Below are 19,294 nucleotides of genomic sequence, written 5' to 3' on the forward strand. Positions count from 1 at the left end.
TACATGACCGAGACCACATCCGGGGCGACCCCCCGGACACCCGAGATCCGACTGGCTTCGGGCTTCGTCCAGAGCTTGCGCCAGGCGCTGATCACCGACGCGTTCGCCTACCGGCCGCTGGCCCCGATGCGCACGGACGGGCCGCTGACCCGGCGGCTCCCGAAGCGGATACGGGTGGAGGCCGCGCACCTGCCGCACGCGACCGTCTGCCTGATCGCGTTCCTCGTGGTGGTCTTCACCTCGATCACCACCGGCCTGCCCCAGGCCGCCGCCCTGGTGATGGGGTTGCTCGCGGCAGCCCCCATCGCGATGACCCTGGTGCGGCCGCTGGGCGCCTTCTGGGTCGCCGTGGCGGTCACCATGGTCTTCTCGGTCATCAGCGGCTCCGATCCCAACTGGCCCTGGATCCCCGCCACCTTCTTCTCGTACCTCGCGACGGTGACGCTGGTGGCGATGCGGTCGAGTCCCCGGACGGCCGGCTGGATGTGGGTGGTCACGCTGTCGATCGGCATCGGGACGTCCATCGTCCTCGGTCACGGCCAGAGCATCAACGTCGGCCCGATGGCCTTCGCCTCGGCGCTCGCCCTGCTGGCGGTGAGCATCCGCAACATCCGCAAGCAGGCGGAGCAGGAGGTCACCGCACAGCAGGAGGTCACCGCCGTCGAGCGGGACCGGCGTACCTTGCTGGAGGAGCGGACCACGATCGCGCGGGAGCTCCACGACGTGGTCGCGCACCACATGTCGGTGGTGGCCATCCAGGCGGAGGCCGCGCCCTACCGGGTGAAGAACCCGCCGCCGGAGCTGGAGGCCGCGTTCGTCACCATCCGGGAGAACGCGGTGGCGGCCCTGACCGAGCTGCGCCGGGTGCTGGGCGTCGTCCGCTCCGCCGACTACGAGGCGCCGGACGCCCCGCAGCCGACACTGGCCTCGCTGGACGGGCTGTTGGCCAATGTGCGGGAGGCCGGGCTGAGCGTGGACAAGACCGTGACGGGCGCGGTGCGCGAACTGCCGCCGGGCGTGGAGCTGTCGGCCTACCGGATCATCCAGGAGGCCCTGAGCAACACCCTGCGGCACGCTCCGGGCGCGAGCGCCGGGGTCGAGGTCTCGTACGTGCTGGGCGGGCTGGGCCTGCGCATCGTCAACGAGGCCGGCACCGGGGACGTGCGGCCCTCGCCGGGGGCCGGGCAGGGGGTCACCGGGATGCGCGAGCGGGTGGCCATGCTGGAAGGGGAGATGACCGCCGGGGAGCTGGCCTCCGGGGGGTTCGAGGTGGCGGTTTTCATACCCGTGGCCGGCAGCCGCCCGGACCCGGCGAAGGATCCGGCATGACGATCCGTGTGCTCATCGTCGACGACCAGATGATGGTCCGTGAGGGTTTCTCCGTCCTGCTGAACGCGATGGACGGTATCGAGGTCGCCGGGGAGGCGGTGAACGGGCGGGAGGCCATCGCCCAGGTGGCGGCGCTGAGGCCGGATGTGGTGCTGATGGACATCCGGATGCCGGAGATGAACGGCCTGGAGGCCACACGGGAGATCGTGGCCGCCGACACGGACGCGAAGGTGCTGGTCCTGACGACCTTCGACCTCGACGAGTACGTGTACCAGGCACTGCGGGCCGGCGCGTCCGGCTTCCTCCTCAAGGACGCCTCCGCCCGCCAACTGGCCGATGGGGTGAGGGTGGTGGCCGCCGGGGAGGCCCTGTTGGCGCCTTCCGTGACCAAGCGGCTGATCACGGAGTTCTCGAAGTTGTCGGAGACCCGGACGCAGGTGGGCTCGGCAGGGGTCACGGAGCTGACGGAGCGGGAGACCGAGGTACTGGTGCTGATCGCACAGGGGTTGTCCAATGCGGAGATCGCGGATCGGCTGATCATCGCCGAGTCCACCATCAAGACGCACGTGAGCCGGATCCTGGTCAAGCTGGGACTGCGGGACCGCACACAGGCGGCGGTGTTCGCGTACGAGACCCGGCTGGTGACCCCCTCTTAGGGAGTGCGGAAAAGTTGTCCACAGCTGTGGACAACTTTTCGGACGGGCGCGGATCAAGGAATTTCGGGGCTCAGGCCGCCAGGTCCCGGCGGCGCAGGGCGGCCAGGGCAGCGGCCACCAGAGCCGCCGCCAGCGCGGTCAGGATGAGCAGAGGAGCCCAGGTCAGGGGCTCGGAGCCGGGGATCCGGGGCAGGCGGGCGAAGGGGGACAGGTCGAGGACCGTCCGGGGGAGGTTCAGTGCGGGGCCGATCCAGCCGAGGGTCAGCGCGGCCCCGGCCACCGCCCAGCCGGCCGACGCGTGGCCGGGGACCACGCCGTACAGGAGGGCCGCGACGGCCCCGATCACCCACACCGCGGGGAGCTGCGCGAGGGTGCCCCCGACGGTCTGCCCGAGGGCCCCGCCATGACCGAGGCCCAGGCCGAGCCCGCCGAGCAGCAGGATCAGCGCCGAGCCGCCGAAGGCGACGGCCAGGTGGCCGGCGGCCCAGCGCAAGCGGCCGACGGAGTGCGCCAGGACGGGTTCCGCGCGCTGCCCCGACTCCTCGGCGCCCAGGCGCAGTACCGCCGACACAATGAAGAGGGCGGCCACCAGTCCCAGCATCCCGGCCATCGTCGCCAGGAAGGCGTCGGTGAGGCCCGCCGGGCCGCCCGCGCCGCCCATCCGCTCGATGATCTCCCGGGTCTTGGCGTTGTCGCCGACCAGCTCCGTGGCCCCGTCCGCCATCCCCCCGAACACCGCTCCGGCCGCCAGGAATCCGAGGCTCCAGCCGAGCAGCCCGCCCCGCTGCAGCCGCCACGCGAGCGCACCGGCGCCGCCGAGCCGCCCCTCGGCCGGGCCCGGGCGGACCGCCAGGAAGCTCATGCCGAGGTCGCGGCGGCCGGCCAGCGCGTAGGCCGCGGCCGTCTGGACCGCGAAGGCCACCGCGAACAGGGCCAGCACCCACCAGCGTTCGGCCGCGAAGGCCCGTACGTGCTCCAGCCAGCCCAGCGGTGAGATCCAGGTCAGCACCGACGCACCGTCCGCGGAGCCCGCGTCGCCCGCCGCGCGCAGGACGAAGGCCGCCCCGAGCAGCGCCCCGGCGAGCCCCTTGGCCGACCGCGCGCTCTCGGTGAGCTGCGCCGTGACGGCGGCCGCCGACGCGAACAGCATCCCGGTGGCGCCGATCCCGAGCCCGAGGGCGAGCGCTCCGCCCGCGCCCCCTCCCGAGCCCCCTCCCGCACCCCGGCCCGCGAGCCCGGACGTGACGAGGAGGGCGACCAGGGCGTTGGCCACGAGGGCCGCCAGCAGGGCCGCCGTCAGCGGAGCCCGGCGCCCCACCATCGCGGCCGACAGCAGCTCCTGACGGCCCGTTTCCTCCTCCTCGCGGGTGTGCCGGATCACGACGATCAGGCTCATGACCCCGGCGAGCAGCCCGGCGAAGACCCCGCCGCGCCACGCGGTGAGCGCGCCGATCGAATCGCCGAAGGCGGGGCCGTAGAGGGCGCGGAGGGAGCCGTTCGCGTTCATGGTGGCGAGGACGCGGGCCCGTTCGGCCGGCGTCGCGTACACCGATTCGAGGGAGGCGGGCAGGCTGAGCACCAGGGCGGCCACGCCCAGGATCCAGACCGGCATCATGAGGCGGTCGCGGCGCAGGGCGAGGCGCAGCAGAGCTCCGGTCCCGGCCAGTTGACGGTGTTTCATCGCGGTTCCCCCGTCTCCTCGGCGGACCGTGCGTAGTGCCGCAGGAAGAGCTCTTCGAGGGTCGGCGGGGTCGCGGTCAGGGACCGCACCCCCGAGGCGGCCAGCGACCGCAGTACGGCGTCCAGCTTGTCCGTCTCGGCCTGGAGCCGGACCTTCCCGTCCCGCACCTCCACGTCGTGGACGCCCGGCAGGTGGGCGAGCCCGTCGGGCGGTCCGGCGAGTTCGGCCCTGATCGACGTACGGGTCAGGTGGCGCAGTTCGGCGAGGCTGCCGGTCTCGACCGTACGGCCCTTGCGGATGATGCTGACCCGGTCGCAGAGGGTCTCGACCTCGCTGAGGATGTGCGAGCTGAGGAGGATGGTGCGGCCGGCGGCCCGGGCCTCGGCGACGCAGCCCCGGAACACCTCCTCCATCAGCGGGTCCAGGCCGGAGGTGGGCTCGTCGAGGATGAGCAGCTCCACGTCGGCGGCGAAGGCGGCGACGAGGGCGACCTTCTGCCGGTTGCCCTTGGAGTACGTGCGCCCCTTCTTGGTCGGGTCGAGTTCGAACCGCTCGATCAGCTCGGCCCGGCGCGCCCGGTCGAGGCCCGCGCGGCCGCCGCGCAGGCGGCCGTAGAGGTCGATGACCTCGCCGCCCGAGAGGTTGCGCCAGAGGGTGACATCGCCGGGTACGTAGGCGATGCGGCGGTGCAGCTCGACGGCATCGGCCCACGGATCTCCGCCGAGCAGTGCGACGGCGCCGGAGTCGGCGCGCAGCAGGCCGAGCAGGACCCTGATCGCGGTGGACTTGCCGGCGCCGTTGGGGCCGAGGAATCCGTGCACCTCGCCGGTGGCCACCGCGAGGTCGAGACCGTCCAGTGCGTGGGTGCGACCGAACGCCTTGTGGAGTCCGGCGACGCTGATTGCCTTCGTCATGCTTCCGAACGTACGCTTCTTTCACAATTTTGTGAAGGTCGGGAATCACGTAAAGTCGGAAGGGTGGCGCACGACGTGAACGAAGAAGACGTGATGGCCGATGCGGGCCCCCGGGGCCTCCAGGGATCCCAGGGCCCCCGGGATGAAGAAGCGGTCTCCCGCTTCGTCGAGCGGTTCGCCGCGCAGCTGACCGAGGCGGGAATGCAGCGGATGGCGGCGCGCGTCTTCGCCCGGCTGCTCGCCAGCGACGGCGGCGCGATGACCTCGGCCGAACTGGGCGAGGCCCTGCGGATCAGCCCCGCGGCGGTCTCGGGAGCCGTCTCCTACCTGTCCCAGGTCAACATGGTCAGCCGGGAGCGCGAGCCGGGTTCGCGACGCGACCGCTACGTGCTGCACAACGAGCTCTGGTACGAGACCTTCACCCGCCGGGACCAGATCCTGACCCTCTGGGAGAAGACCCTCCGCGACGGCGCGGCCAGTCTCGGCCCCGACTCCCCCGCAGGCACCCGGATCGCCGAGACGGCGGCGTTCTTCGCGTTCATGCAGGCGGAACTCCTGAGCCTGATGGACCGCTGGCGCGACCACCGCGCGACCCTGAACCTGCCGTAGCCGGGACGGGCGGCGTCCGGTCCCTCCCCCTACCGTGGCCCGGGGGCCTGCGACCCGGCCACGGGACCCAGGAAACCGGACTCAGGAGCAGAACCTCATGGCCGACAGCCCCGTCCGCACCCCCGCCATCGTCCTCGTCCACGGCTTCTGGGGCGGCGCCGCCCACTGGGCCAAGGTCATCGGCGAACTCCACCGCCGCGGGTACACCGACCTGCACGCCGTCGAGAACCCGCTGACCTCCCTCGCCGACGACGCCGAGCGGACCCGCAAGATGGTCCGGCAGATCGACGGGCCGGTGCTCCTCGTCGGCCACTCGTAGGGCGGAGCGGTCATCACCGAGGCGGGCGACCTGCCCAACGTCACCGGACTGGTCTACGTCGCCGCCTTCGCTCCCGACGCCGGCGAGAGCCCCGGCGGGATCAGCCAGGAGAAGCCGCCCGCGGCCTTCGAGAACATCCTCCCCGACTCCGACGGCTATCTGTGGGTCAAGCGGGACAAGTTCCACGAGAGCTTCGCCCAAGACCTCACCCCCGAGGAAGCCCTGGTCATGGCCGTGACCCAGAAGGCCCCCCTCGCCTCCACCTTCGGCGACGCCGTCACGGCGCCCGCCTGGCGCGGGAAGCCGTCCTGGTACCAGGACTCCACCGCCGACCGCATGATCCACCCCGACAACGAGCGCCGCATGGCCGCCCGCATGGACCCCCGCAAGACCGTCGAGCTCGACGCGAGCCACGCCTCCCTCGCCTCGCGGCCCGGCCCGGTCTGCGACCTCATCGAGGCGGCCGCCTCCGCCTGAGCGCGCCCCGCAGCCACGGCCTGCGCGCCCGGCCCAGTTCCCGGGCCCCCGGGGCCCACACCACGGCCCCGGGCCCCGGTTCCCCGGCCAGCCACACGAACCGCTCCGGCGGCGGGCCGGGCGCGTCCGGCTCCGCCGGCGGAGCCGGCGGCGGGAGGGCCGGATCGGGGCGCCGCCACGCGCGCGGCGGCAGCACCCGCCGGCCCAGCGGCCCCAGGGCCAGCACGCGCTCCCCCGCCCCGGAGCCACCGGAGCCACCCGGGTCGCCGGAGCCGCCCAGAACGAGCAGCGGGGGCAGCCCGCGCCCGCGCACCACCTCCACCTCGTACGGGACCCAGCGCAGCTCCGGGTCCCGCAGGCGGCCCCGCACGCGCTGGGCCGCGTACAGCTCCCGGAGCGCGACGAGCACCGGGAGGCACAGCACCACCAGGAGCACCACCTTCAGCGGTGCCGGGCGGGTGACCAGCGCCCCGATCAGCGCGGGCCAGCACAACACCGGCAGCAAGCCGATCAGCGCGGCGTCCTGTCGCCAGTCCGCGAGCGCGTCCCGGACGGCCGCCTCCCCCGGCGGCCCGGGCACCGCCACCGAGCCCGGCGCGTCGGCCGGCCCCGACGAAACGGCCGAGCCCGGCGAAACGGCCGGACCCGGCGAGACGGCCGGATCCCCGCCGTCCCAGGTCACCACACCAAGCACCGGCACACCCCGATCCACCACGGAACGTCCGCCATCCCCGCCACCGATCCTCCCCCGGGTCAGCGCGAGCGTCAGCGCTGCAGCGGCAGTGTCAGCCCCCAGGCGCCCGGGTGCAAGGTCCACGTACGGCGCCGGACCGGGCCGGTGATGCCGACGTCCGACCGGTAGCGGAAGTCCTCCCCGGACACCGTCACGGCCGAAGCCCGCACCCGCACCACCCGTCCGGATCCGGGCCCGGGGACGAAGCCCACGCCCGACCCCGACCCCGAGCCCGACCCCGACCCCGCTCCAGCCGCCACCGCCCTCATCCGGACCAGCACGTCCGCGAGCCCGTCGCCCTCCCGGGCCGACACGGCGACGTCCTCCACCATCCCGTCCACGTCCGCCAGGACCACCCCGTCGGCCTCCACCCGCAGCCGGTGGCCGCCCCCGGCTCCGGACGGACCTCCCGCCGCCGGGCGGCCGAACGTACGGACCAGCGAGCGGTACGCGTTCCACACGGACGGCCCGGCCGGCCGCGGCACGCCCCCGGCCCCGGACCGGGAGCCGGATCCGGCCGCCGATCCAGGTCCGGGGGGCGGCGGGATGCCGATCCCGCCCAGCACCACCCCGTCACTGTCGTCTACCAGCAGGTCCCGCATGCCGACGGCCCCGTCCAGCACCGCCCGCGCGGCGGCCACGGCCGACAGCGGCACGCCGAGCTGCAACGCCAGGACCAGCGACCCCGCCGGCCCCACCGGAATCAGCGAAACGGCCCCCTCGGACAGCGCCCGCTCGCGGTGCAGCAGCCCGACGGCCCGTACGAGTGCGCGGTCGTCGCCCACGATCACCGGCTGCCGATGACCCCGGCGGGCGAGAGCCCGCGCAAACTCCTCCCGTGAGTCCGGGAGGCAAATTTTCGCCGCCGCTCCCGCTGACAACACATCTTTCGCGATTCGCACGGACTCGCCGTCAAGACGGCGGGCGACCGGGTCGACGAGCACGAGCAGGCCGCCTACCGGCGCGCCCGCATGGCTCATGGTGGGCTCTGGAGCCGACACCTCGGTCCTTCCTCGGGTAGCATCTTTGTGCAAGAGGCCCTTGCGCTATTGCGCCAGGGCCTTCGTCTATTCCGGGGTACCGGTCCGACGGCTCAGCCTGCGGTGTACATCGTCGTACGCCCCCTGACCTTGGACATGCCCCATCCGGAAGAGGTGTACGCCTGTGCCCGCTCTTGTGCTGCTCGGAGCTCAGTGGGGTGACGAGGGCAAGGGAAAGGCCACCGACCTGCTCGGTGGATCCGTTGACTATGTAGTGCGTTACCAGGGTGGCAACAACGCCGGCCACACGGTCGTCGTGGGCGACCAGAAGTACGCACTGCACCTTCTCCCTTCCGGCATCCTCTCCCCCGGATGCACCCCGGTCATCGGCAACGGTGTCGTCATCGACCCGGCCGTCCTGCTCTCCGAGCTGCGCGGTCTGAACGAGCGCGGCATCGACACCTCGAAGCTGCTGGTCAGCGGCAACGCGCACGTGATCACGCCGTACAACGTCACCCTCGACAAGGTCGGCGAGCGCTTCCTCGGCAAGCGCAAGATCGGTACGACCGGCCGCGGCATCGGACCGACCTACGCGGACAAGATCAACCGCGTCGGCATCCGGATCCAGGACCTCTACGACGAGTCGATCCTCACCCAGAAGGTCGAAGCGGCGCTGGAGGGCAAGAACCAGCTCCTCACGAAGCTGTACAACCGCCGCGCGATCGAGTCGGCGCAGATCGTCGAAGAGCTGCTCGGCTACGCGGAGCAGATCAAGCAGTACGTCGCCGACACCACCCTGATCATCAACAAGGCGCTCGACCAGGACAAGGTCGTGCTCTTCGAGGGCGGCCAGGGCACCCTGCTCGACGTCGACCACGGCACGTACCCCTTCGTCACCTCCTCGAACCCGACCGCCGGTGGCGCCTGCACCGGTGCGGGCGTCGGCCCGACGAAGATCAGCCGCGTCATCGGCATCCTGAAGGCGTACACGACCCGCGTCGGCGCCGGCCCGTTCCCGACCGAGCTGTTCGACGCGGACGGCGAGGCCCTGCGCCGCATCGGCGGCGAGCGCGGCGTGACCACCGGCCGTGACCGCCGCTGCGGCTGGTTCGACGCCCCGATCGCGCGCTACGCGACCCGCGTCAACGGCCTGACGGACTTCTTCCTCACCAAGCTGGACGTGCTGACCGGCTGGGAAGAGATCCCGGTCTGCGTCGCGTACGAGATCGACGGCAAGCGCGTCGAGGAGCTCCCGTACTCGCAGACGGACTTCCACCACGCGAAGCCGATCTACGAAAACTTCCCCGGCTGGTCCGAGGACATCACCAAGGCCAAGACCTTCGCGGACCTCCCGAAGAACGCCCAGGCGTACGTCAAGGCCCTCGAGGAGATGTCGGGCGCCCCGATCTCCGCGATCGGCGTCGGCCCCGGCCGCACCGAGACGATCGAGATCAACTCGTTCCTCTAGGAACGGCTGAGCACGACGGACACGACGGAAGGGGCGGTGCGCACCGTACGGTGCGCACCGCCCCTTCCGTCGTCCGGATCCCGGCCGGGACGCCGCCGGGGCTACCACCCCAGCTGCGCGATCTCCTCCGACACCACCGCGCACGCGTCCGCCGCCGGGTCGATGAGGGGGAAGTGGCCGACCCCGTCCAGCAGGGTCAGGCCCACCATCTCCCCCGCCAGCGCCGCCGCCGCGACGTACGCCTCCGACACCGCCTCCGGGACCACGATGTCGCTCCGCCCCTGAACCACCGCCGTCGCGATGCCGGTCGGGAGCAGCGCCGCCGGATCGGCGTACGGGCGCCGCGCGGCGAAGGCTCCGGCCCCGCCCAGGAGTTGCGCCGAGGCGCCCCCGCACACCCCGAGCTCCTCCGCCACCGCGAAGTCCGCGATCGGGGCCAGCGCCACCACACCGCGCAGCAGCGGCGGCGAGGGCAGCCGCCAGCCGGCCGGGGCGTCGGGCGGGAGCACGTGCCGGGCCGCGGCCCACAGCGCGAGGTGGCCTCCGGCCGAGTGGCCGGTGAGCACCATGCGGCGGGGGTCGGCCTCCGGCAGGGCGCCGGCGGCCAGCTCCGGGAGGGCGTCCAGTGCGGCGGCCACGTCGTCGAAGGTCTCGGGCCAGCGGCCGGCGACCGGGCCCTGGGCGTCCTGGTGGGGCAGGGGCAGTGATGCCCGGGACTGGCCGCGCCGGTACTCGACGTTGGCGACGGCGAAACCCTGCCGGGCCAGGAAGTCCGCGAAGGGGCTGATGTGCAGCCGGTCGTACGGGGCGCGCCACGCCCCTCCGTGCAGGACGACGACCAGCGGGGCGGAGCGCGCGACACCCGGCTGCGCGCGCTCTCCGCGCGGGGCGTGGAAGTCGACGATCTGGTCGGGGTGTTCACCGTAGGCGGCCGTGGCGTCGGGGGCCACGGGCGGGTGGGAGAAGGCCGAGGCGGCCTCGGCGGCGTCCCGTTCGGCTGCGTCCCGTTCGGCTGCGGGGTCCGTCATCGGCTCAACCTCCGGTAACGCGTGGGACGAGGGGGACTGGTGTTCCGGTGTCCCGGCAGAGCGGGACCGTATCAGGCCGGAACGGCCCCCTCCGTGGCGGGCCGGGGAGATACCGGCGCGGGCGGGGCCGTAGCCCCGCCCGCGCGGTGATGTGACGTTTCGCTACCGGTTCACCCGAAAATGTGACCCAGTGCGCGCGCCGCACGCTCCGCGTCCGCGAAGCCGACGTACAGCGGAGTGAATCCGAAGCGCAGGACGTCGGGGGCGCGGAAGTCCCCGATCACCCCGCGGGAGATCAGCTCGCGCATGATCCCGTCGGCGTTCTCCGTGCGCAGCGACACCTGGCTGGCGCGCTGGTCGTGCCCGGTCGGGGTGACCAGCTCGACCTTGCCCGCCGGGACGTACGCCGCCACGCAGTCGAGGAAGAAGTCGGTCAGCGCGAGGGACTTCGCGCGGACCTCCTCGACCGCGACCCCGTCCCAGGCGTCCAGGGCGGCCTCCAGCGCGAGCATGGACAGGATGTCCGGGGTCCCGACGCGGGCCCGCGCCACGCCCTGCGCGGCCTCGTAGGAGGGGGTCATCGCGAACGGGTCCGCGTGGCCGTTCCAGCCCGGCAGCGGGGAGTCGAAGGCGCCCTGGTGGCGGGCCGCGACGTACAGGTACGCGGGGGCGCCGGGGCCGCCGTTGAGGTACTTGTACGTACAGCCGACCGCGAGGTCCACCCCGTGCGCGTCGAGGCCCACGGGCAGCGCCCCGGCCGTGTGGCACAGGTCCCAGACGACGAGCGCCCCCGCGGCGTGCGCGGCCGCGGTGAGGGCGGGCAGGTCGTGCAGGCGGCCGGTGCGGTAGTCCGCGTGGTTGAGGAGCACCACGGCGGTGTCCGGGCCCATCGCCCCCGCGGCGTCGGCCGGGTCGACCGGGACGACGCGCAGGCCCGTCATCCGGGCGGCCGACTCGGCGATGTAGCCGTCGGTGGGGAAGGTGGCGGCGTCCACGAGCAGCTCGGTCCGGCCGGGCGCGGCCAGCCGGGCGGCGCCGACCAGGGCCTTGAAGAGGTTGACGCTGGTGGAGTCGCCGACGACCACCTGGCCGGCGGCGGCGCCGACCAGCGGGGCTATCCGGTCGCCGATGCGCTCGGGGGCGTTCCACCAGTTGGCCTCGCCCTCGGTCCAGGAGCGGATCAGGCGGGTGCCCCACTGCTCCGTGACGACCTCGGCGAGCCGGGCGGCCACCCCCGCGGGGAGCGCGCCGAGGCTGTTGCCGTCGAGGTAGACCACGCCCTCGGGGAGGCGGAAGCGGTCGCGGAGCTTGCCGAGGGGATCGGCCGCGTCCAGGGCTTCGGCGCGGGCCGCCAGGTCGGGGTTCACTTCCACGGCCGGCTCAGACATGGCTGCGCGCCGTCCAGAGCTCCGGGAACACGTTCTTCTGGGCCCGCTTCTCCAGCCAGGTCACGCCGGCCGAGCCGCCCGTGCCCGTCTTCGCGCCCATCGCGCGCCGGGTGGCGACCAGGTGGTCGTTGCGCCAGCGCCAGACCAGCTCGGCCACGTCGGTGAGGACCTCGCCGAGGCGGTGCAGGTCCAGGTGGGCGTCCGGGGCCGCGTACAGGGCCGTCCAGACGGCTTCGACCTCGGGCGAGGGCTCGTAGCGCTGCGAGAGGTCGCGGTCGAGGACCGACTGCGGGACCGGGAGGCCGCGGCGGGCGAGGAGGCTCAGCACCTCGTCGTAGAGGCTGGGCTCCTGGAGGGCCTTCTCCAGCTCCGCGTGGACGCGCGGGGCGCCGCGGTGCGGGACCAGCATGGAAGCGGCCTTGTCGCCGAGCAGGAACTCCATCCGGCGGTACATCGCCGACTGGAAGCCGGAGCCCTCTCCGAGGGCGGCGCGGTACGCGTTGAACTGGCCCGGGGTCAGCTGGGCAAGGGGGCGCCAGGAGGCGTTGAGGGCCTCCAGCTCGCGGAGGGATCGTTTCAGCGCATCCATCGCGACCGGGAGCCGGTCCTCGCGGAGCGCCTGCGCGGCGGTCTCCCACTCGTGGACGATGACCGTGAACCACAGCTCCATGACCTGGGTGGTGACCAGGAAGACCATCTCGCCCGGGTCGTCCGAGCGCAGGTGCTGGAGGTGGGTGAGGACGTCCGCCTGGACGTAGTCCTCGTAGGGGGTCGTGCCGGCGAAGTCGAGGTTCGGGGTGTCCGAACCGCCGTCTCCGGAGGCATCAAGGGCGTGCGACATCGCTGTCTCCTCGATACGTGCTTCCGGGTAGCGGTCCGCTCCTTCCGGTGAGGTGAGTGGAGCTCCGGTCCCCTGTCCGCATCATAAGACCGTCGTGCCGCAGGGCTTCAATAGTCAGTGGCGCACGTCACTTCCCGCGACCGGGCGGGCCCCTTCGGGAACCCGCCCGGTACGGGACGTCAAAGGTGTCGGGCCTCAGGCGCCGAGGACGTCCGCGGCCGTCTCGGAGGAGTCGCGCAGGAAGGTCGAGCAGCGCTCGTACTCCTCCTTCTCCTCGATCGCGCCGGCCGCGCGGGCCAGGGCGTTCAGGGCGCGCAGGAAGCCGCGGTTCGGCTCGTGCTCCCACGGCACCGGGCCGTGGCCCTTCCAGCCGGCGCGGCGCAGCGCGTCCAGGCCGCGGTGGTAGCCCGTACGGGCGTAGGCGTACGACTCGACCGTGCGGCCGGCCTCGAAGGCCTCGTCGGCGAGGAGGGCCCAGGCGAGGGAGGAGGTCGGGTGCGCGGCGGCCACCTCGACGGCGGGGGTGCCCGCGGCGAGGGCCGCGATGCCCGGCTCGTCGGGGAGGTGGGTGGGGGCGGGGCCCCCGAGGAGGTTCTGGTGAAGAGACATGCCCACAGTCTGGCCTACGGAAAGGGCCCGGCCCCGCCGTCCGTGGACGGTGGAGCCGGGCCCTTCCGGGAAACCACAGCCGGAGCTACTGCCGCGTGAGGCGCTGCTACTTGAGCTTGGTGCCCGTGGAACGCAGGTTCGCGCAGGCCTCGGTGACGCGCGCGGCCATGCCGGCCTCGGCGGCCTTGCCCCACGTGCGGGGGTCGTACTTCGACTTGGTGCCGACCTCGCCGTCGACCTTCAGGACCGCGTCGTAGTTGCGGAACATGTGGTCCACGACCGGACGGGTGAAGGCGTACTGGGTGTCGGTGTCGAGGTTCATCTTCACGACGCCGTTCTCCAGCGCGGTGGCGATCTCCTCGGCCGTGGAGCCCGAGCCGCCGTGGAAGACGAAGTCGAACGGGGAGGACTTGCCGTACTTCTCGCCGACGCCGGCCTGGAGGTCCTTGAGGAGCTCGGGGCGCAGGACGACGTTGCCCGGCTTGTAGACGCCGTGCACGTTGCCGAAGGAGGCGGCCAGCAGGTAGCGGCCCTTCTCGCCCAGGCCCAGGGCCTCGGCGGTGCGCAGCGCGTCGTCGACGGTGGTGTAGAGCTCGTCGTTGATCTCGTGGCTGACGCCGTCTTCCTCGCCACCGGTCGGGGTGATCTCGACCTCGAGGATGATCTTCGCGGCGGCGGCCTTGGCGAGCAGCTCCTGGCCGATGGCCAGGTTGTCGGCCAGGGTCTCGGCGGAACCGTCCCACATGTGCGACTGGAAGAGCGGGTTGAGGCCACGGGCCACGCGCTCGGCCGAGATCTCGATCAGCGGGCGGACGTAGGTGTCCAGCTTGTCCTTGGGACAGTGGTCCGTGTGCAGCGCGACGGTGATGTCGTACTTGGCGGCCACGATGTGCGCGAACTCGGCCAGGGCGGCGGCGCCGGTGACCATGTCCTTGTTGTACTGGCCACCCAGGAACTCCGCACCACCGGTGGAGATCTGGATGATGCCGTCGCTCTCGGCCTCCGCGAAGCCGCGCAGTGCAGCGTGCAGGGTCTGGGTCGAGGTCACGTTGATCGCCGGGTAGGCAAACTTGCCTGCCTTCGCCCGGTCGAGCATCTCGTTGTAGACCTCGGGGGTTGCGATGGGCATCTGTCCGCTCCTTGGATGTGCGGGGAGTGTGCTTATTGCGGGCCCTGACCTGGGGGCGACGTTGCCGTCGTCCCCATCTTTCCAGACTCGCGCCCCCACTCCACCTCCGTGACGGCGCCGCGCGGTCCGATCCGGGTGGAGTGTTTCACGTGAAACACTCCACCCGGCCGAAAAACCGCAGGTCAGGGCCTACTTCCGGACTTCCGGGGACCTAAGTCACCAGTTGTGCGGAAGCACGACCCGGTGTCCGAGGGTTAGGACAAACCGAGGTCACCGAGCTGGTAGCCCGTGAGGTAAGGCAGTCCGGCGGCCGCGATGGCGTCGGCCGCGCCGCGGTCGACGATCGTCGCGACGGCGACGACCTCGCCACCGGCCTCGCGGACGGCCTCGACGGCGGTCAGCGGGGAACCGCCGGTGGTCGAGGTGTCCTCGACCACCAGGCAGCGCTTGCCCTTCACGTCGGTGCCCTCGATGCGGCGCTGCATGCCGTGCGCCTTCTGCGCCTTGCGGACGACGAAGGCGTCCAGGCGCGCACCGCGCGCGGCGGAGGCGTGCAGCATCGAGGTGGCGACCGGGTCGGCGCCCAGCGTCAGGCCGCCGACGCAGTCGAACTCCAGGTCGGCGGTGAGGTCGAGCATGACCTGGCCGACCAGCGGGGCGGCCTCGCCGTCCAGGGTGATCCGGCGGAGGTCGATGTAGTAGTCGGCCTCACGGCCGGAGGAGAGGGTCACCTTGCCGTGCACGACGGCCTTGTCCTTGATCTGCTGCAGAAGCGCATCGCGTACGTCACTCATGGCCCCGAGCTTAATTGGGCGCTACCCGAGCCGCCGCCACGTCCACGTCGTGGAGATCTCCAGCGGGTCCACGGGGGTCACCAGCTGGGGGAGGCTGTTCAGGCCGTTGGGCGGGCCCGACTGCGGTTCCACGCAGACCGCCTCGGGCTCCTCGTCGTAGACGACCACCCATTCGGAGCGGCTGGTGACCTTCAGCTCCAGGGCGTCGGGCCACGTGAGGGTGACGTCCACCCCGTACGGCATGCCGAAGCAGTCGTCCCAGGGGCCCGGCTTCGGGTCGATGCGGTTGCCGGTGGGCAGGTGGTCGGCGCCGCGCTCCTCCTGCCAGGCGGCCTCGAAGTCGATGCGCACGTCCTCGCCGCCGTTGCCGAGGTTGCGGTGGAACCAGGGGTGCCAGCCGGCCTGCGCCGGGAAGGAATCCTGGTAGGTCTCGATGCCCATGGTCAGGGTCAGCGCGTTCTCGCCGAGCTCGAAGATCTGGGTGACCAGGCCCTCGTAGGGCCACGGGTCGGCGAGCGGGTACGTGAAGGCGGCCTCGGTGTCGGTGGTCCGGGCGCGGCGCCAGGCGGCGTCCCGGCCGAAGCCGTGGATGGCGTGCGGCGGGTGGTTGAGCGGCAGCTGGTGCAGGGTCGCGCCGTCCTGGAACTGCCCGTCCCTGGTCCGGCCGCACCACGGGACCATGGGGAAGGACCCGTAGTGGTCCCCCTGCCGCAGCAGTTCCGTCCCGTCGATGCGCAGACTGCTGATCCGGCAGCCGTTCTCCTGGTCGATGGTCACCTCGGCGCCGCCGGCGCGCAGTTGCGTACTCATGCCATGACCTTAGTCAGCCCGGCGGGGTGATCAGGTCCGCACGGGGAAGCGGGCGCGTTCCCCCGGCCCGGAGGGCGCGGTCCCCGGGCCGGGCGGGCGCGGTCCCCGGGTCAGCGGCGGCGGCGCAGGGCGCGGCCCAGGAGGACCGCCGAGGCCACGGCCACGGCGGCGGCCGGGGCGATCCAGCGGAGGTTGGCGTTCGCGGAGGCGGACGTCGGGGCCGGGACCGGGGCGTAGCGGCCGCGCGGGGGCGCGTGGTCCACCTCCTCCGCGCTGCGGCCGATCATCGTGCGGCGGGCGTGCGCGGCCTCGGCCGGCGGACGCGGGGGGCCGCCCAGGTCCCCGAGGTCGGCCATGCCTTCGAAGGTGCCCTCCAGGAACGGGTCCAGGGACGGGGGCGGGACCTCGGTGTCGAACACGGACGCGGTGACCTCGGTGAACCCCGGGCCGGGGTCCTGATCCGGGCCTTGGTCCGCGCCTTGGTCCGCCCCTTGGTCCGCGTCCACGTCGCCGCCCAAGTCCGCGTCGGTGTCCACAGCCTCGTCGGCCGGCCCGAAGGCCCCGTCGACCGCGACGGCCGCGAGGTGCCCGGCGGCCCGGTCCAGGAGGCGGTGTGCGGCCGTGGCGGCCGCGTCGGGGTCGAAGGCGGCGGCGCGCCCGTCGGCGGCGGACTCGGCGGTGAACTCCAGCCGGGTGCCGCCGTCCGCCTCGGCGAGGCGCAGCGCGAGGGTGAGCTTCACGACCCCGCTCCCCCGCACCTCGGTGCCTTCGCCCGCCAGGGTGAAGCGGTCCGGCTCCTGCTCGGTGACGGAGAGGGCGCCGCGGTAGGTGACGGTGTGCCCGCCGACCCGCACCTTCAGTCGGCCGGACAGCGGCCCGGCCTCGGTGTCGGCGTCCTGCTGGAGCCCCGGCACGCACCGCGCCAGCCGGGCGGGGTCGCGCAGCACGGCGCGAACGTCTGCGGAGGGGACCGGTACGAACACCTGATGCTCCATGCGGACGAGCCTACCGACGCGGCAGCCCCGCCACGAGTACCCCGGCTACGCGTACCCGGCCACGCGTACCCCGGCTACGAGTACCTCGGGTGCGGCAGCGTCGACGGCGGGAGGCCCCCCACCCGGGTGCGCTCCGTGTCCCGGGCCGCGTCGGCCAGCGACTGCGTGGACAGGGAGCGCAGGGCGGGCGTCTCCCGGTCCACCCGCAGCCGGGGCACGCCGTCGCGGGCCGCCAGGACGAAGCCCCAGTCCTGCGGGAGCTTCGCCGCGGAGGCGGAGGCGCCGAGCGCCCGGTCGGGGCCGGCGGCGAAGCCCGAGAGGCGGCCGCCGGCGCTGTAGGGGGCGGTGCGCAGGCCGGCCGCGCGCAGGGTGGCCTCGACGGTCCAGTAGGTACGGGGCCTGGTGCCGGGCGGCCCCGCGTGGACGGCGAGCCGCCCGCCGGGGCGCAGGGCCCGCGCGGCCAGCCCGTAGAACTCCTGCGAGTACAGCTTCGTGCTGGGCGTGATCCCGGGGTCGGGCAGGTCGGAGACGATGACGTCGAAGCGGGCCCGGGCGGCGGGTGCGCGCAGCCAGCGGAAGGCGTCCGCGGTGACGACGCCGAGCCGCGGGTCCTCGTACGCCCGCCCGTTCAGCGCGGAGAGCATCGGGTCGGTCCGGGCGAGCCGCACGACTCCGGGGTCGAGCTCGACGACGGTGACGGAGGCGACGTCGCGGTAGCGCAGCACCTCGCGGGCGGCGAGTCCGTCGCCGCCGCCGAGGACCAGGACCCGGCCGTGCGGGCCGGTCATCGCGGGGTGCACGAGGGCCTCGTGGTAGCGGTACTCGTCGTAGCCGCTGACCCGCAGGCGGCCGTCGAGGAAGAGGTCGAGGGAGCGCGGTGAGCCGTTCGGGGGACCGGTGAGGACGAGTTCCTGCACGCCGGTCTGGACGGCGACGCGCACCTCGCCGCCGTAGACGGCGCGGCGGGCGACGCGTTCGAAGTCGTCGGCGAGGACGGTGGCGCAGCCCAGGGCGGCGAGGACGGTGATGTTGACGGCGACGAGCAGCCAGCGGGCGCGGCGGCTCAGGTCCCGGCGGAACAGCCACAGGACGAGGCCGCCGCCCGCGACGACGTTGATGGTCCCGGTGAGCATGGCGCCGGTGAGCTGCCCGAGGACGGGCAGCAGCAGGAAGGGGAAGGCGAGGCCGCCGACGAGGGCGCCGACGTAGTCGGCGGCGAACAGGTCGGCGACGGCGCCGCCCGCGTCCTGTCTGCGGATGCGCTGGATGAGGACCATCAGGAGCGGGATCTCGGCGCCGATGAGGACGCCGATGGCGAAGGAGAAGGCGACCAGCGCGGGCCGGGACTCCCCCAGCCAGGCGAAGCTGGCGTAGAGCGCCATGGCCGAGAGCCCGCCGAGCAGGGCGAGGCCCGCTTCGACGAGGGCGAAGCCGAAGGCGGGGCGGCCGCGCAGGGCCTTGGCCAGCAGGGAGCCGACGCCCATGGCGAAGACCATGACGGACAGCACGACCGACGCCTGGGTGACGGAGTCGCCGACGAGGTACGAGCCGAGGGCGAGCAGCTCCAGTTCGTATACGAGCCCGCAGGCGGCGCAGACGAACACGGTGGCCAGGACGAGGAGTCGGCCGGTCCTGGGCCGTACGGGCAGGGCGGCCGGGACGCGGGCCACACCGCGCGGCTCCGGAGCCGGATGGCGGCGCCACCGGGTGCGAAGCACCCCGCGCGGGGCGGAACGGTCGATCATGAAGCGAACCGTACGTCACGGCCTGCTCGCATCCGGTCACCCACATGGGTGTAAGTGGCGCACTGGTTCGGGCAGTTGGCGTAACCATCCGGCAACTCCGCCACGCCGCGCCCCCGGCGCCGCCGGATCGGCGCCGGATCGGCGCCGGCGCCCCCAGCCAGGCGGACGGCCTAGATCAGCACCGGCGCCTGCGCGCCCAATTGCGCGGCGCCCGGCGCGCCCGCGTCGGCTCCGGCGCCCGCCGCGGACGTCCGTACGCCGACCCGGGTACGGGTGGCCACCAACTGCCCTTCCTGCGGATACGCGTGCCAGGTCCGCCATCGGACCTGGCCCTCGTAGCGCTGCGCGAGCATGGCGGTGAAGGCGTGCGGGCTGCCGGGGAAGGTGCCGGCGAGCCCGTTCGGGTGATCCGCGACCAGCGCGAGCAGTTCCTGGGCCCGCCCGGCGAAGGAGCCGCGCGAGAGGTTCTCGACCCGCGCGGCGAACTCGTACTCCCAGTCGCCGACGCGCTTGGCCACGCCGAGCGGTAGCGGGGTGCTGCTGCCGGGCATGCAGGCGACGGTCTCGGAGCAGAGCACGTCGCCCTCCTCCAGGAGCACCTGGTGGGAGGCGCCGAGCAGGCGCAACTCCACTTTCGCGCCACCCAGTTCGAGGTTCAGTACGGCCAGGGCGGGCAGCCGCTCCCGACCCAGGGCCCAGGCGAGATCGGCGGCACGCGTGTCGGTATAGGTGGTCTGGAGGGTCGTGAGCATGAGTCGGCTCCGCAAACGCGCGAGGGAGATGGGCCGG

Annotated in this window: 18 protein-coding genes and 1 pseudogene; 5 read left to right on the plus strand and 14 right to left on the minus strand. The window is 73.2% G+C overall.

What is annotated here, in order from left to right; genetic code table 11:
* Window positions 1–3: 3 nt before the first annotated feature.
* Both OG730_RS19460 and OG730_RS19465 read left to right on the plus strand, forming a co-directional pair.
* Window positions 4–1,329, plus strand: coding sequence for a sensor histidine kinase (locus OG730_RS19460; RefSeq protein ID WP_327305419.1), 1,326 nt, complete (start codon window positions 4–6; stop codon window positions 1,327–1,329).
* The gene (locus OG730_RS19465; protein WP_327305420.1) at window positions 1,326–1,985 is read left to right on the plus strand and encodes a response regulator; all 660 of its coding nucleotides are present in this window, start codon (window positions 1,326–1,328) and stop codon (window positions 1,983–1,985) included. Before OG730_RS19460 ends, OG730_RS19465 begins: the two co-directional genes overlap by 4 nt.
* A gap of 70 nt (window positions 1,986–2,055) precedes the next feature.
* Here OG730_RS19465 and OG730_RS19470 read toward each other — a convergent pair whose 3' ends face one another.
* Window positions 2,056–3,666: an ABC transporter permease gene (locus OG730_RS19470; protein WP_327305421.1), complete on the minus strand. Its 1,611-nt coding sequence runs from the start codon at window positions 3,664–3,666 to the stop codon at window positions 2,056–2,058.
* Complete coding sequence (locus OG730_RS19475) at window positions 3,663–4,580, minus strand: ABC transporter ATP-binding protein (protein ID WP_327305422.1); 918 nt, start codon at window positions 4,578–4,580, stop codon at window positions 3,663–3,665. Before OG730_RS19475 ends, OG730_RS19470 begins: the two co-directional genes overlap by 4 nt.
* Before the next feature lie 93 nt (window positions 4,581–4,673).
* Here OG730_RS19475 and OG730_RS19480 point away from each other — a divergent pair, with 93 nt between their 5' ends.
* Window positions 4,674–5,189: a GbsR/MarR family transcriptional regulator gene (locus tag OG730_RS19480; protein ID WP_327309340.1), complete on the plus strand. Its 516-nt coding sequence runs from the start codon at window positions 4,674–4,676 to the stop codon at window positions 5,187–5,189.
* A gap of 97 nt (window positions 5,190–5,286) precedes the next feature.
* Window positions 5,287–5,985: pseudogene (locus tag OG730_RS19485) on the plus strand (alpha/beta hydrolase).
* Here the strand turns inward: OG730_RS19485 and OG730_RS19490 are convergent.
* Both OG730_RS19490 and OG730_RS19495 read right to left on the minus strand, forming a co-directional pair.
* Window positions 5,960–6,685: a hypothetical protein gene (locus OG730_RS19490; RefSeq protein WP_327305423.1), complete on the minus strand. Its 726-nt coding sequence runs from the start codon at window positions 6,683–6,685 to the stop codon at window positions 5,960–5,962. The pseudogene OG730_RS19485 and the gene OG730_RS19490 sit on opposite strands and share 26 nt — an antisense overlap.
* Before the next feature lie 65 nt (window positions 6,686–6,750).
* On the minus strand, window positions 6,751–7,698 hold the full coding sequence (locus tag OG730_RS19495) for a diacylglycerol kinase (RefSeq protein ID WP_327309341.1): 948 nt from the start codon (window positions 7,696–7,698) through the stop codon (window positions 6,751–6,753).
* A gap of 184 nt (window positions 7,699–7,882) precedes the next feature.
* Between OG730_RS19495 and OG730_RS19500 the strand changes: the two genes are divergently transcribed.
* Window positions 7,883–9,166, plus strand: coding sequence for an adenylosuccinate synthase (locus OG730_RS19500; protein WP_327305424.1), 1,284 nt, complete (start codon window positions 7,883–7,885; stop codon window positions 9,164–9,166).
* A gap of 101 nt (window positions 9,167–9,267) precedes the next feature.
* Here OG730_RS19500 and OG730_RS19505 read toward each other — a convergent pair whose 3' ends face one another.
* From OG730_RS19505 to OG730_RS19550, 10 genes are all read right to left on the minus strand, one after another.
* Window positions 9,268–10,194 carry an alpha/beta hydrolase family protein gene (locus tag OG730_RS19505; RefSeq protein WP_327305425.1) on the minus strand — a complete coding sequence of 309 codons (927 nt, stop codon included), beginning with the start codon at window positions 10,192–10,194 and terminating at the stop codon, window positions 9,268–9,270.
* Between the two features lie 170 nt (window positions 10,195–10,364).
* Window positions 10,365–11,582, minus strand: a complete 1,218-nt coding sequence (gene kynU / locus OG730_RS19510) for a kynureninase (protein WP_327305426.1) — start codon at window positions 11,580–11,582, stop codon at window positions 10,365–10,367.
* A complete protein-coding gene (locus OG730_RS19515) occupies window positions 11,575–12,423 on the minus strand; it encodes a tryptophan 2,3-dioxygenase family protein (protein WP_327305427.1) in 849 nt (282 codons plus the stop codon). Before OG730_RS19515 ends, kynU begins: the two co-directional genes overlap by 8 nt.
* A 195-nt stretch (window positions 12,424–12,618) precedes the next feature.
* Entirely contained in the window at window positions 12,619–13,032 is a 414-nt protein-coding gene (locus OG730_RS19520; RefSeq protein WP_327305428.1) for a DUF3151 domain-containing protein, read from the minus strand.
* A 106-nt stretch (window positions 13,033–13,138) separates the two neighbouring features.
* Complete coding sequence (gene fbaA, locus OG730_RS19525; protein ID WP_112446238.1) at window positions 13,139–14,161, minus strand: class II fructose-bisphosphate aldolase; 1,023 nt, start codon at window positions 14,159–14,161, stop codon at window positions 13,139–13,141.
* A 254-nt stretch (window positions 14,162–14,415) separates the two neighbouring features.
* Window positions 14,416–14,955: an orotate phosphoribosyltransferase gene (gene pyrE, locus OG730_RS19530; protein WP_327305429.1), complete on the minus strand. Its 540-nt coding sequence runs from the start codon at window positions 14,953–14,955 to the stop codon at window positions 14,416–14,418.
* A gap of 21 nt (window positions 14,956–14,976) precedes the next feature.
* Complete coding sequence (locus OG730_RS19535) at window positions 14,977–15,765, minus strand: aldose epimerase family protein (RefSeq protein WP_327305430.1); 789 nt, start codon at window positions 15,763–15,765, stop codon at window positions 14,977–14,979.
* A 110-nt stretch (window positions 15,766–15,875) separates the two neighbouring features.
* A complete protein-coding gene (locus tag OG730_RS19540) occupies window positions 15,876–16,760 on the minus strand; it encodes an SRPBCC family protein (RefSeq protein ID WP_327305431.1) in 885 nt (294 codons plus the stop codon).
* Between the two features lie 74 nt (window positions 16,761–16,834).
* Entirely contained in the window at window positions 16,835–18,505 is a 1,671-nt protein-coding gene (locus OG730_RS19545; protein WP_327305432.1) for a polyamine aminopropyltransferase, read from the minus strand.
* 170 nt (window positions 18,506–18,675) lie between these two features.
* A complete protein-coding gene (locus OG730_RS19550) occupies window positions 18,676–19,257 on the minus strand; it encodes a DUF2617 family protein (RefSeq protein WP_327305433.1) in 582 nt (193 codons plus the stop codon).
* Window positions 19,258–19,294: the final 37 nt, after the last annotated feature.

Origin of the sequence: Streptomyces sp. NBC_01298 (assembly GCF_035978755.1) — a bacterium.
Taxonomy (GTDB): Bacteria; Actinomycetota; Actinomycetes; order Streptomycetales; family Streptomycetaceae; genus Streptomyces.